The following is a 12,995-nucleotide window of genomic DNA, read 5'->3' on the forward strand; positions in this document are numbered from 1 at the left end:
GGAGTCGCCGCCCCGCACGGAAGCCCGGAGATCCTCTTGCCCAGTCCCTATCGCGCGATCTTCGCGGCCCCCGGCAGCACCTTGTTCTCCGTCGCCGGCTTCCTCGGCCGGATGCCGCTGTCCATGATGGGCATCGGCATCGTCACCATGATTTCGCAGGTCACCGGCCGGTACGGGCTCGCCGGCGCGCTGTCCGCGACGCTCGCGGCCTCCGCCGCCGTGCTCGGCCCGCAGATCTCCCGGCTGGTCGACCGCTACGGCCAGCGCCGGGTGCTGCGCCCGGCCACCCTGATCTCGCTCGTCGCCGGCGCCGGACTGCTGCTCTGCGTCCAGCAGAAGGCCCCGGACTGGACCCTGTTCGTGTTCACCGCCTTCATCGGCTGCGTGCCCAGCCTCGGCGCGATGACCCGGGCCCGGTGGGCGAACATCTACCGCGGCGAGGCCCGGCAACTGCACACCGCGTACTCCTGGGAGTCGATCGTCGACGAGGTGTGCTTCATCTTCGGGCCGATCATCTCGATCGGTCTGTCGACGATCTGGTTCCCGGAGGCCGGTCCGCTGCTCGCCGCCGTCTTCCTCGCCATCGGCGTCTTCTGGCTCACCGCGCAGCGCGCGACCGAGCCCGCCCCGCACCCCCGCACCGCCCAGAGCGGCGGCTCCGCGCTGCGCTCCCCCGGGCTGCAGGTCCTCACGCTCGCCTTCATCGCCACCGGAGCGGTCTTCGGCTCGGTCGACGTCGTCACGGTCGCCTTCGCCGACGAGCAGGGCCACAAGGCCGCCGCGAGCCTGGTCCTGGCCGTCTACGCGCTGGGCTCCTGCGTCGCCGGCGCCGTCTTCGGGCTGCTCCATCTCAAGGGCGAGCCGTCCGTGCGCTGGCTCGTGGGCGTCTGCGCGATGGCCGTGAGTATGATCCCCCTCCTACTGGCCGGGAACCTGCCGTTGCTGGCCGTGGCGCTCTTTGTCGCGGGCCTTTCCATCGCGCCGACGATGGTGACCACCATGGCTCTCGTCGAAGCGCACGTACCGCGCACCCAGCTGACCGAGGGCATGACCTGGACCGGGACCGGCCTCGCGATCGGTGTGGCGCTCGGCTCCTCGGCCGCCGGCTGGGTGGTCGACGCCTCCGGGGCGGAGGCGGGGTACGTGGTGCCCGTCGCCTCGGGTGCGCTCGCGGTCGCGGTGGCGCTCCTGGGCCACCGCCGGCTGCGCAGGCCGGTGCCGACGCGGGAGGGGCAGAGTGGGCGAGAGCACGAACCAGCGGTGGGGGAACAGCGGGACGACGAGCGGCACATGGCGTAACTGGGCGGGGAACGTCACTTCCCGCCCCGTGCGGGAGGTGAGCCCGGCCTCCGCCGAGGAGCTCGCCGACGCCGTGCGCAAGGCGGCCGAGGACGGGCTGCGGGTGAAGACGGTCGGCACCGGCCACTCCTTCACCTCGATCGCGGCGACGGACGGCGTGCTCGTCCGGCCCCATCTGCTCACCGGGATCCGCCGGATCGACCGCGAGGCGATGACCGTCACCGTGGAGTCCGGCACCCCGCTGAAGCGGCTCAATGTGGCGCTGGCCCGGGAGGGCCTGTCGCTCACCAACATGGGCGACATCATGGAGCAGACGGTCGCCGGGGCCACCTCCACGGGCACCCACGGCACCGGGCGCGACTCGGCCTCGATCGCCGCGCAGATCCGCGCGCTCGAACTGGTCACCGCCGACGGGCGCCTGATGACCTGCTCCCCCACGGAGAACCCCGAGGTCTTCGCCGCCGCCAGGATCGGCCTCGGCGCCCTCGGCGTCGTCACCGCCCTGACCTTCGCCGTGGAGCCGGTCTTCCTGCTCACCGCGCGGGAGGAGCCGATGTCCTTCGACCGGGTGACCTCGGAGTTCGACGCGCTCCACGCGGAGAACGAGCACTTCGAGTTCTACTGGTTCCCCCACACGGACAACTGCAACACCAAGCGCAACAACCGCAGCGCGGGCCCAGCGGCCCCGCCCGGGAAGCTGAGCGGCTGGGTCGAGGACGAGCTGCTCTCCAACGGGCTCTTCCAGGTCGCCTGCGCGGTCGGCCGCGCCGTACCGCCGCTCGTCCCGTCGATCGCGAAGGTCTCCAGCCGGGCCCTGTCGGCCCGTACGTACACCGACATCCCCTACAGGGTGTTCACCTCGCCGCGCCGGGTGCGCTTCCTGGAGATGGAGTACGCCCTGCCGCGCGAGGCGGCGGTCGCGGCGCTGCGCGAGCTGAAGGCGATGGTGGAGCGCTCGCCGCTGAAGGTGAGCTTCCCGGTGGAGGTGCGGACGGCGCCCGCCGACGACATCGCGCTCTCGACCGCCTCGGGCCGGGAGTCGGCGTACATCGCCGTGCACCTCTACAAGGGGACGCCGCACCGCGCGTACTTCACCGCGGTGGAGCGCATCATGACCGCGCACGGCGGGCGCCCGCACTGGGGCAAGGTGCACACCCGGGACGCCGCCTACTTCGAGAAGGCCTATCCGCGGTTCGCCGAGTTCACGGCGCTGCGCGACCGGCTCGACCCGGAGCGCCGGTTCGCCAACGACTACCTGCGCCGGGTCCTGGGCGACTGACCGTCACTCGGTCGCGCCGGTCGCCGGGGCCTCGGCGGTCGGCGGGGCCGTCGGCGCGGTGGTCGGCGGGGCCGTCGGGGGCGGGGTCGTGCCTCCGTCGGTGGGCCCGGTCGGATGCGGGGGCGTCGGCGTGGGGGTGGGCGTGGCGTCGGGGGTGACCGGAGCCGACGGGGTGTCACCCGGCGTGGGGCTCCCGCCGCTCTTCTGTTCCTGCCGCCCGTCGCCGCTCGGCGTCGAGGACGGGGTGACGCCCCGGTCGGACTGCTTCTCGTCCCGGGCGCCGCTGTCGCCGCGGACCGCGGAGCCGAAGGTCGTGGTGCCCTTGGTGCCGCTGAGGTCCTGACCGGAGGTCAGCTCGTACGCGGTGATGCCCCCCATCGCGATCAGGAAGACCGCGGCGGCCCCGACGGCGGAGCGCTTCCAGCCACGGACCCGGGTGCCGTGCGTGGTGGGCGCGCCGAACTCCTCGTCGTACGGCTCCGCTCCGTACGGCTCATCGCCGAACCGCGCGGGCACCTGGTGCCCCTTCGGCCGGGTCGTGTTCGTGGCGGCGTGCATCTGCTCGCCGGTGCGCTTGAAGAGGTGCTGGAGGAGCGGGCCGCCGCAGGTCGCGATGACACTGATCACACCGGCCCCGAGGATGGTGCCGTAGACGCCCAGCGTGGACGCCAGCTTGGCGGCGACCACCGCCGCGACGGCACTGCCGGCGACCTGAGGCACGCTCAAGTCGAACCGTTTCTTCTCTTCCGCGACCTCCGCGCCGGAATCCGGCCTGTGAAGCATGTCCAACCCCTGCTTGTTCATTCGTTCCACCGTGCACCCAGAAGGGACAAATGAGCGAAGCGATTAGTTCCGTTTCTGGTGCTTCTGTGAAGAGGGACACGCGCACGGGAAGATCGCGGAGACTCAACTCCCGTACCCCCCGAGAAGTTGGGCGGCGCGCCGGTCCACCCAGGTGGCCCGAATGGAGTACTGTGGCGAACCCTGGGTCCGGATTCCCCCATGGGCGTCCGGAATCGACGGAAGGGGGCCGAAGGTGGCACTCGAACCGACGGCGCCATGGCACCGCACGGACACCCGCGACACAGCGTGACGTTTGATCACTCTACGTCGCAAAAGGGTAACCGTGCCATAACGGCGTTCCAGGGTCCAGGCCCGACACGCCGGGCAACTCGGCAGGGTTGTGGCAGGCTGCACCCGGGCAGGCCACACTCGACTAGCGGAAGCAGCGACGCACGTGACGTCGGCAGGCACCACCCGGGAGGTTCCCATGCCCGAACTGCGTGTCGTGGCCGTCTCGAACGACGGCACACGACTGGTGCTGAAGGCTGCTGACAGCACGGAGTACACGCTTCCGATCGACGAGCGGCTGCGGGCCGCCGTGCGCAACGACCGCGCGCGCCTCGGCCAGATCGAGATCGAGGTGGAGAGCCACCTCCGCCCCCGCGACATCCAGGCACGGATACGTGCGGGTGCGTCCGCGGAGGAGGTCGCACAGCTCGCCGGCATCCCCGTCGACCGGGTCCGGCGCTTCGAGGGCCCGGTGCTCGCCGAGCGCGCGTTCATGGCCGAGCGGGCCCGCAAGACCCCCGTACGCCGTCCCGGCGAGAACACCGGCCCCCAGCTCGGCGAGGCGGTGCAGGAGCGGCTGCTGCTGCGCGGCGCAGACAAGGACACCGTGCAGTGGGACTCCTGGCGCCGCGACGACGGCACCTGGGAGGTGCTGCTCGTCTACCGGGTCGCCGGCGAGGTGCACACCGCCAGCTGGACGTACGACCCGCCCAGGCGGCTGGTCCAGGCCGTCGACGACGAGGCGCGGGCGCTGATCGGCGAGACCGACGACACCCTCGCCGCCGTGCCGGAGCCCAGCTTCCCCTTCGTCCCGCGGATCGCCCGGCTGCCCCGGGACAGGCCGCTGGACCGCGCGCTCGACCGCCAGCTGGAGCGGGCGCCGATCCCGGCGCCCGAGCCGGAGGAGGAGCGCGATTCCCTGACGAGCCTCCTGGAGGCGGTTCCCAGCTTCCGCGGCGACATGATCGTCCCCGAGCCGGCGGACAGCACGGAGCCGTCCGACGAGGTCGAGGCCGAGGAGCCCCCGGCTCCGGCCGCCTCCGCGGGCGCGGGCGCCGCCTACGCCGACGTCCTGATGCCCCGCGCGGTGTCGGGTCACCGCGACCGCCTCACCGGCACCACCGACCGGCAGGCCGAGGCGGACGGCGTCCGCCCGGGCCGCCGCGCGGCGGTCCCGAGCTGGGACGAGATCGTCTTCGGCACGCGCAGGAAGAAGCAGGACTGACGTTTCCGGTACGTCGAAGGGGCCCGCGCCGCCGCAAGGCCGCGGGCCCCTTCGACGTGTCGTGAGGCTGTCGGCTACTGCGGGTCCGGGCCCGTGGCCACCGGCCGGGCCGGGTCGGAGGACCACTCGGACCAGGAGCCGGCGTAGAGCGCGGCGGGGATTCCCGCGATCTCCAGGGCGAGCACCTGGTGGGCTCCGGAAACGCCCGAGCCGCAGTACACGGCGACCTCGGAGGCGTCGGCGGCACCCAGGGCGGCGAACCGGTCCGCCAGGGCATCCGCGGGCAGGAAGAGCCCGTCGGCGGCCACGTTCTCCGTCGTGGGGGCCGAGACCGCGCCCGGGATGTGCCCGCCGACCCGGTCGATGGGCTCCACGTCGCCCCGGTAGCGCTCCGCCGCGCGGGCGTCCAGGAGCAGTCCGGAGCGGGCCAGGGAGGCGGCGGCGTCCGCGTCGAGCAGGCCGAGGGCGCCCGGCGCGGGCGTGAAATCACCCTCCCCGGGAGCCGGGACGTCCTTCGACAGCTCCCCCGTCCAGGCGGCCAGCCCGCCGTCCAGGACCCGGACGTCCGGGTGGCCCGCCCAGCGCAGCAGCCACCAGGCGCGGGCCGCGCCCCAGCCGAGGCCGCCGTCGTAGACGACGACCGGCCGGTCCGCCGAGACCCCCGCGCGGCGCATCACGGCGCCGAAGGCGGCGATGTCCGGCAGCGGGTGCCGGCCGCCGCTTCCGGGCGGGCCCGCGAGGTCGGCGTCCAGGTCCACATACACGGCGCCGGGGAGGTGGCCGGCCTCGTACTCGGGGCGTCCGGGCGGGCCGCCGAGGGTCCAGCGGACGTCCAGGAGGACCGGGGGCGTCGCCCCGGCCGACTCGCTCACGAGTTCGCTTGCGGAGATGATGGGCTTCATGGGTGCCATCCTCGCGCAGCCCACCCCCTGAGAACGTCCCCTCGCACCGGATCCGCCGAGGCGCGCGGCCCTTCCCGTGGTGCGACGATCGGCACGGGACGCCCGGCCGGTGCGCGTGTACGACGGGCGGACGGCGGGCAGGACCCGCCGGGGAGCCACTGTGCGGCCTGCCGGCCCCACCTCGTACGGCCACTGGCGAGGAGACGAAGACGATGACCGAGGCGACTCGGCGCACACCCGGTACACCCTGTTGGGTGAGCTTGATGGTGCACGGACTTGACGGGACGCAGGAGTTCTACGGAGCACTGTTCGGCTGGGAGTTCGTGCCCGGCCCCCAGCAGCTCGGCCCCTATGTGCGCGCACTGCTCGACGGCCGGGAGGTGGCCGGGATCGGCCAGCTGCCCCCGGACCGGCATCTCCCGATCGCCTGGACCACGTACCTGGCCACCGACGACGCCGACGAGACCGCGGAGAGCATCCGCTGCTGCGGCGGCACCGTCGCGGTGGGTCCGCTGGACGCGGGCGAGGCCGGGCGGCTGGTGCTCTGCTCCGACCCGGCCGGCGCCGTCTTCGGCGTCTGGCAGGCCGAGGCCCACCACGGGACCGCGACGGCCGGACCGCCCGGGACGCCCGTCTGGAACGAGCTCCTGACGTACGAGACGGGCTCGGTCGGCAAGTTCTACCAGACGATCTTCGGGTACGAGGTCGAGCCGGTCGTCTCGGCCGACTTCGACTACCTCACCCTCCACCTCGACGGCCGCCCCGTCGCCTCCCTGCACGGCGTGGGCTCCGCCCTGCCCCGGGACCGGGGCGCGCACTGGATGACGTACTTCGAGGTCGAGGACGTGGACGCCTCCGCCCGGCTCGTCACCGAACTCGGCGGCCAGGTCCTGCGCCAGCCCCGCGAGGGCACGGCGGGACGGCTGGCGCTGGTGGCGGACCCGGAGGGGGCGGTGTTCACGCTGGTGCGGTCGACGGGCGGGCGGTGAGGCGTTAGGGCGGCTGGATATCGGATCCAATATCCAGTACCCGATATCCGGTGTTCGACTCTGGGCCCTACCGCCCGACCGGAACCCTCAGCTCCAGCTCCACCAGTCGCTCCGCCGGGAAGTGGAGCTCCTCCGCCTGCCCCTCCACGTACCGTTCCGCCTCGGCGCGCAGCCCCGGGTGCGCGGTCGGGCGCATGCAGTAGCCGACGGCGCGGACCAGGGGGGCGAGGGTGTCGGGGGCGGCGCCGGGGACGCGGGGTTCGGCGGCGCTCTCCAGGTCGGGCACGAGGTGGTCGACGATGGTCAGGGGGATGCGGTTGCTGTTCTCGTACGGGGTGAGCCGGGCGAGGACGGTCTCCGTGCCGACGCGGGCGACGGGGACGCCGTAGTAGACGGCGGCGGTCAGCATCGCGGTGGAGAAGCAGCCGACGACGAGCTCGGGCCGGCAGCGCTCGTAGAAGGTCTCGGCGAGCAGGGGGCCGTCCAGGACGGTGAGGGTGACGCCGGAGCGGGCGGCCTCCTCGTGCAGGGCCTGGGAGTAGCGCGCCGGGGCGGTCGGGTGGGGCTTGAAGACCACGCTGCGGTGCCCGGCGGACGCGGCGCCGCGCAGCATGCGCCCGTGCAGTTCCTCCTCCTCGTCGGCGGTGAGGATGCCGAGGACGGCGAGGTACTGGCCGAGGAGCAGGGCGGTGGGCTCGGCGGTGGCCGCGGCGGCGAGCCGGGCGTCGTCCGCGGCGGCCTCGGCGATCTCCCGGAGCACCGCGCGGAACGCCTCGTCGGGGACCAGCTCGGCCCCGACCCCGTACTCCGTGAGGAGCAGGGGGCGCAGTCCGGGCACCAGGTCGAGGTGGAGGACGCGGCGGATGCGGCAGGCGATGGACTGGGGCAGTTCGTCGCGGGTCGGGCCGTAGCTCATGAGCCCGTCGGCGTAGACCTGCACGGTGCTCTCGGCGAAGACGGCGGCGAGCGCCTTGGCGGGGTTGACCTGGATCGACTCGACGACGAGCTCGACGGTGGCGGTGCCGAGCCCCCAGGCGGTGCGGAACACGCGCTGCCAGAGGGGGGACTCCTCGGGGCGGGGTGACCAGGAGCTGGGGTGGTGCGGCTGGATCGCCTCGTTCCAGTCGACGACCTCGTCGAAGCGGGTGGCGATCCGCTCGTAGCCGGTCATGGCGTCGAGCCGGAGGGCGGTCTCGGGGATCTCGGCGTTGTTCGAGACGAGCAGGAGGCGGCGGGCGTCGCCCGGGGCGCCGAACTGCCCGGCGTCGATCGCGGCGGCCACCGTGGCGGCCCCGTACAGCGTCGACACCTGGAAGATCTGGATCCGATCGGTGATCGCCATGGTCAGGCGGCCTTTCCGGTGTCGCGCAGGCTCCTCAGGAGGGTGCTGCGGGTCGTGTCCATGGTCGCGAGGGTCCCGTCGAGGACCTGCTGCGGCATCCGGCGCAGGGCGTCGGTCACGTCGCGCCGGAGCCGCTTGGCCACGGCCGACTCGTACTGGTCGGACTTCGCCATGTGGAAGGCGATCATCGCGCAGTACGTGCGGACGGCCTTCGGGAGGAAGCGGTCGGCGTCGCGGTCGCGGGAGACCTCTTCGAGGAGGAGGTCGTAGGAGGGAATGAAGTCCAGTTGCCGGTTGTCGGTGATCTGGGTGAGCGAGGTGGTGACCCCGCGCCGGTAGAAGACGCCGTGCAGGGAAAGCGCCGCATAGGTGCGGGCGGCGAGGTGCAGTCGCCAGATCCAGAGGCGGTCCTCGGCCGTCCGCAGTTTCGTCTCGAACCGCGAGGCGCCGTTTTCGAACAGACGGGCGCTGTAAATGCCGAACGGGACGAACGGATAGTCGACCATCGTCACCATGCTGGCGGGCGCGATGCCGTCCCGGGGGTCCATGACGGCGTCGCGCACCTTGGCCGGGGCGTAGCGGATCTGGCGGTTGCGCGCGGTCGACAGGACGTGGTCGGTGCGGGCGAAGTCGCAGCCCAGGCGGTGGATTCCGGCCGTCATGGCGGCCAGGTGGCCGGGGGCGTACCAGTCGTCGCCGTCGAGGAACGTGAGGTAGTCGCCGGTGGCCGCGTCGATCCCGGTGTTACGGGCCTGCGCGACGCCGAGGTTCGTCTCGTGGCGAATGACCCTGGCCTGCGGAATGCGGTCCTTCCAGCGGTCGAGGAGGTCGGGCGTCTCGTCCGTGGAATGGTCGTCGACCAGCAGGAATTCGGTGTCCGCGTCCGCGTTGTCCGCGAGACTGCGCAGGGTGTCGGGGGCATAGGGCCCGACATTGTGGAAGGGCACGACGACGGACAGTTTCGGCACTCGGAGATCCCCAACTCGCGTACTCGCGTACAGGTACTGGCGGGCAGACTAGACAGCGCTTTTCTCGGCGGGACGAGCCTCGCGTGCACGGGCGGTGAACTCTTGCCGTCCTGCGGGTTCGCGGGTGCGGCGCCGGTGGAGCCACGCGGTGGCCAGGAGGGCGGCGAGGGCCGTCGCGCCGACCGCACCGCCCAGCTTGAGCCCGGGCGGCCGGAAGGAGCAGGTCACGGAGGTGGCGCGGCCGTCCAAGGGGACGGCGATGAGGCCGAGGCGGCTACGGGCGGGCGTCAGGGGCGCGTCACCGGCGGCGCAGCGCCAGCCGGAGACGCGGGGGACGGCGAGGACGGCGGTGCCGCTGCTGCCGGACGGCAGGTCGGCGGTGAGGGTGTGGCCGGTGGTGCGGACCTCGGTCGCGCCGGTGGCGGTGAGCTGCCGTACGGCGGTGGTGAGGCGTTCCTGGACTAGGCAGCCGACGGGGTGCGCGGGCAGCTTGAGCCGGGGCCGGGCCTTCGCCTCGGGCGTCAGGGTGACGCGGACCTCGCCGGTGTCCGGGACGGTGCCGAGCGGCCGCATGGGGGCGAGGACGGACGGCAGCTTGCCGGCGAAGTCGACGGACGGGCGGCCGTTCAGGGCGGCGTCGCCCTGGAACTCCGGGGCCCAGAACCACACCTGGGAGCCCGCGGGGCAGCGCGCGGTGAGCGTGGTGCCGGCGCGCCGCGCGTCCGGCACGTCGTACACGGTGTGGCCGAGGAGGCGTTCCTGGCGCACGAACGCGGAGTCGGCGCCCGCCTCCTTCGGGGGTGTCTCCGGGTGGACGGTGACGAGCGGCGGTACGGGGGTGTCGGTGACGGTGATCGTGGCCCTGGGGAGCCGGTCGACGGCGAGGGGGGCGTCGGGGGTCGAGCGCATCCGGGTGCCGATGGAGAAGATCGCGTCGGTGACGGGGTTGTCGAGGCTGACGGGGTGCCGGCCCTTGGCGTAGTAGCCGAAGCCGAGGCCGGCGAGGGTGCGGGAGTACGTGTCGGCGGTGAGGCTGCTGTAGTAGTCGGCGCCCTCGCCGCCGACGAGGAGGACGTCGTTGCCGCCGGGGACCTCGCCGGGGTCCGTGCGGTGGCGCGGCCAGGCGTCCTTCTCGGCGACGGCGCGGGTCATGTCGGTGTGCCAGGGGCCGACGCGCGGCGCCCAGGACACCTTGGCGAGCTGCTGTTCCTCGATGCGCTTGCCGGTGACCAGGGTCTCGCCCGCCTGCGCGGCGAGCAGCAGCACGACGGCGAGGACCGGGAGGACCCTTCCGGTCCGGCGGCCGGCGAACAGGGCGGCCGTGGCGGCGAGCGCCGCCAGGACGGCGGCTCCGGCGGCGGCGGGGTAGGTCCAGCGGTCGATGTCGACACTGCCTCGGGCGGCCCAGGCGGCGCCCGCGAGCAGCACGCCGCCGCCGAGGAGCGCCGCGGGCCGGGGCAGTCCCTGGGCCGTCGACAGCCAGGCGCCGATCAGCAGCAGGCCGCAGAGGACGAAGGTCTGGCGGTACGGGATGCCGTTGGGCGAGGCTCCGGCGTGCCAGAGCAGATGGGTCGGCTCCCACTGGAGGGACAGCGTGACCAGGACGATCGCGGCCGTCCAGCCGGTCCGTACCCGGGCGGCGACCGCGCCGTTGAAGGGCAGGGTGAGGGCGAGCGCCAGGGCGGGCGTGCCGATGAACAGCGCCGGGGTGGCCACGCTGGCCGTGGCCGGCAGCAGCCGGGCCAGGACGTCCGTCCAGGCCGCGGGGGCGAAGGCGGTGGGCGGGGTGGGGTCGGCGACCCGGGTGGCGAGGAAGATGACGACGACGAGCGGGGCGGCGAGCCCGATGCCGATGAGGACGCTGCGTGCGGCCCTCAGGAGGGCGGCTAGGTGCGGGTGGTGGGCGGCGGCGCCACGCGCGCCGGATCCGGAGCCGGAATCGGCGCGGGTCCCGGAGTCGGTACCGGCACCGGTACCGATGTCGTCGGCCGTCAGGAGGCGTACGGCGAGGACGACGGCGGCGCCGATGGTCGCCATGTACGCGGTGTAGAAGTTGGCGAACCAGGCGACGGCCACGACCAGCGGCCCGAGCACCGGCCGGCGTCCGCGTCGGGCCCACTCCCCCACCAGGCACAGCAGCGGGAAGGCCACGAGCCCGTCGAGCCACATCGGCACCGTGGCGCCGTAGTTGAAGGTCCAGCCGGAGAGCGCGTAGGCGGTGCCGAGCACCGCCGCGACCGGCCAGGGGCCGCGGCGCAGGGTGAGCAGCAGGGCCGCCATGCCCGCCGCCGCGGTGGCGATCTTGGCGGCGGTGATGACGTACAGGGCGAGTTCGGGCCGGTCGGCGGGGAAGAGGAGGACGAGCAGGTCGAAGGGGCTGCTCAGATAGGTGCCGAAGTCGCCGAGGAAATTGGATCCAAAACCCGATGACCAGTTGAGGAACAGGTCGCCCTGGGACTGCCCCAGGATCAGCTTCCGCCAGTACGCGTGGAACGGCAGATACTGCTGCCCCAGGTCGACGATGTTGCGGGTTCTGGATCCAAAGGGATAGCTGCCCGCGAGCGCTCCGGCGAGACAGAAGAGCAGACCGGTGAGGAGACCGGCACCGGCCGCCGCCCGGAGCCTCGGCCGGGACGGGGAGGACTCGGTCTCGGCAGCGGGTGGCACACGTCCTCCAGAGGCGGTTCGGCCGGGCGGGCCGACCGGCGTCGAGCTGATCGGCGTTGAGCGGATCGGCATAGAACTGTTCGGCGTAGAGACGCATTACCGCCGAGCCGCACGACCCCCGACCGAGCGGGAGGAGGTCCCTGGGCGCACCTCAGGTGAACAGCGGGTGCCCCCACCCGCCCTCCCCATGTCGATGACGCGCCCTAACATGCAGATCCGGACATCACCTCGACCCGCGCAGGACGGAGTCCCCCATGAGCGCCGTCGGACGGCTCATCGTCATCGTTCTCTTCGAGGGCGTCGATCTGCTCGACGTCACGGGACCGCCCGAGGTGTTCGCCCTGCTGCGGCGCGAGACGGACGACGCGACGGGCTATCAGGTGCTCCTCGCCGCCGAGACGACGGACCCCGTCACCACCTCCGCCGGGGTGCGGGTCCTCCCGGACATCACGTTCGAGGAGGTGGCCGAGCGCCCCATCGACACCCTCCTGGTGCCCGGTGCGGTCGAGGTCGACGACCTGCGCCGGGTCCGCGCCCTGGTCGACCCGGCCGTGGTGGACCGGGTGCGGCAGCTGGCGGAGCGGACCCGGCGGGTGACCTCCGTCTGCGTCGGGGCGCACATCCTCGCCGCCGCCGGCCTCCTGGACGGCAAGCGCGCCACCACCCACTGGTCGACCGCGCGGCAGCTGGCCGCCGAGCACCCGGCGGTCGAGGTCGACGCCGACCCGATCTTCATCCGCGACGGCGACGTGTGGACGGGCGCGGGGATCAGCTCCTGCCTCGACCTGGCGCTCGCCCTCGTCGCCGACGACTTCGGCGAGACCCTGGCGCTGCGCGTCGCCCGCCAGCTCGTGATGTACCTGAAGCGGCCCAGCGGGCAGAGCCAGTTCAGCGTCCCCCTCGAACCCGTCTCCACCACCCGCCGGATCGAGGACCTGCGCCACCACATCACGCGCAACCTGGGCGAGCCGCTCACCCTCGCGGATCTCGCCGAGACCGCCCACATCAGCGAGCGGCAGCTCACCCGGATCTTCAAGGCCGAGCTGGGCATGACGCCCAGCGCGTACGTCGAGTCGGCGCGGGTGGAGCGGGCGCGCCATCAGCTGGAGTCCACCGACGCCACCCTGGAACGGATCACGACCCTCTGCGGGTTCGGTACGACGGACACGCTGATCCGGGCGTTCCGGCGGCGCCTCGACACGACGCCCATGGAGTACCGGCGCCGTTTCCGGGCCGTCCCCGGCTGAGCCGTC

Annotated in this window: 10 protein-coding genes; 5 read left to right on the forward strand and 5 right to left on the reverse strand. The window is 73.2% G+C overall.

Annotation, left to right across the window (positions count from 1 at the left end; all coding sequences use genetic code 11):
* Positions 1-36 precede the first annotated feature (36 nt).
* The gene (locus ACZ3ZE_RS26090; RefSeq protein ID WP_361177878.1) at positions 37-1,299 is read left to right on the forward strand and encodes an MFS transporter; all 1,263 of its coding nucleotides are present in this window, start codon (positions 37-39) and stop codon (positions 1,297-1,299) included.
* A complete protein-coding gene (locus ACZ3ZE_RS26095; protein ID WP_467260902.1) occupies positions 1,238-2,578 on the forward strand; it encodes a D-arabinono-1,4-lactone oxidase in 1,341 nt (446 codons plus the stop codon). The genes ACZ3ZE_RS26090 and ACZ3ZE_RS26095 overlap by 62 nt, the downstream gene beginning before the upstream one ends.
* Positions 2,579-2,581: 3 nt before the next feature.
* Here the strand turns inward: ACZ3ZE_RS26095 and ACZ3ZE_RS26100 are convergent, their stop codons facing one another.
* Complete coding sequence (locus ACZ3ZE_RS26100) at positions 2,582-3,298, reverse strand: hypothetical protein (RefSeq protein ID WP_361177894.1); 717 nt, start codon at positions 3,296-3,298, stop codon at positions 2,582-2,584.
* A gap of 517 nt (positions 3,299-3,815) precedes the next feature.
* On the opposite strand from ACZ3ZE_RS26100, the gene sepH reads away from it, so the two are divergent.
* Entirely contained in the window at positions 3,816-4,874 is a 1,059-nt protein-coding gene (gene sepH / locus ACZ3ZE_RS26105; RefSeq protein WP_361177874.1) for a septation protein SepH, read from the forward strand.
* Between the two features lie 74 nt (positions 4,875-4,948).
* Here the strand turns inward: sepH and ACZ3ZE_RS26110 are convergent, their stop codons facing one another.
* Positions 4,949-5,776: a sulfurtransferase gene (locus tag ACZ3ZE_RS26110; protein WP_467260904.1), complete on the reverse strand. Its 828-nt coding sequence runs from the start codon at positions 5,774-5,776 to the stop codon at positions 4,949-4,951.
* 212 nt (positions 5,777-5,988) lie between these two features.
* Between ACZ3ZE_RS26110 and ACZ3ZE_RS26115 the strand changes: the two genes are divergently transcribed.
* Complete coding sequence (locus ACZ3ZE_RS26115) at positions 5,989-6,765, forward strand: VOC family protein (protein ID WP_361177870.1); 777 nt, start codon at positions 5,989-5,991, stop codon at positions 6,763-6,765.
* A gap of 67 nt (positions 6,766-6,832) precedes the next feature.
* On the opposite strand, the gene ACZ3ZE_RS26120 is transcribed toward ACZ3ZE_RS26115, so the two are convergent.
* Genes ACZ3ZE_RS26120 through ACZ3ZE_RS26130 form a run of 3 tightly spaced genes read right to left on the reverse strand, consistent with a single transcriptional unit; the run spans position 6,833 to position 11,814 of the window.
* Positions 6,833-8,107 (reverse strand): polysialyltransferase family glycosyltransferase, encoded by a 1,275-nt coding sequence (locus ACZ3ZE_RS26120; RefSeq protein WP_467260906.1) that lies wholly within the window; start codon positions 8,105-8,107, stop codon positions 6,833-6,835.
* A gap of 2 nt (positions 8,108-8,109) precedes the next feature.
* Complete coding sequence (locus ACZ3ZE_RS26125) at positions 8,110-9,075, reverse strand: glycosyltransferase family 2 protein (RefSeq protein ID WP_361177866.1); 966 nt, start codon at positions 9,073-9,075, stop codon at positions 8,110-8,112.
* A gap of 48 nt (positions 9,076-9,123) precedes the next feature.
* Positions 9,124-11,814: a YfhO family protein gene (locus ACZ3ZE_RS26130; RefSeq protein WP_467260908.1), complete on the reverse strand. Its 2,691-nt coding sequence runs from the start codon at positions 11,812-11,814 to the stop codon at positions 9,124-9,126.
* Between the two features lie 182 nt (positions 11,815-11,996).
* On the opposite strand from ACZ3ZE_RS26130, the gene ACZ3ZE_RS26135 reads away from it, so the two are divergent.
* Positions 11,997-12,989: a GlxA family transcriptional regulator gene (locus ACZ3ZE_RS26135; protein WP_361177862.1), complete on the forward strand. Its 993-nt coding sequence runs from the start codon at positions 11,997-11,999 to the stop codon at positions 12,987-12,989.
* Positions 12,990-12,995 lie beyond the last annotated feature (6 nt).

Source organism: Streptomyces sp. NPDC023157 (assembly GCF_055560575.1).

Bases quoted from the DNA above. Each gene is read 5' to 3' on its own strand.
- ACZ3ZE_RS26110 (WP_467260904.1), bottom strand. From the start codon at position 5,776: ATGAAGCCCATCATCTCCGCAAGCGAACTCGTGAGCGAGTCGGCCGGG.
- ACZ3ZE_RS26115 (WP_361177870.1), top strand. From the start codon at position 5,989: ATGACCGAGGCGACTCGGCGCACACCCGGTACACCCTGTTGGGTGAGC.
- ACZ3ZE_RS26120 (WP_467260906.1), bottom strand. From the start codon at position 8,107: ATGGCGATCACCGATCGGATCCAGATCTTCCAGGTGTCGACGCTGTAC.
- ACZ3ZE_RS26130 (WP_467260908.1), bottom strand. From the start codon at position 11,814: ATGCCGATCCGCTCAACGCCGATCAGCTCGACGCCGGTCGGCCCGCCC.
- ACZ3ZE_RS26135 (WP_361177862.1), top strand. From the start codon at position 11,997: ATGAGCGCCGTCGGACGGCTCATCGTCATCGTTCTCTTCGAGGGCGTC.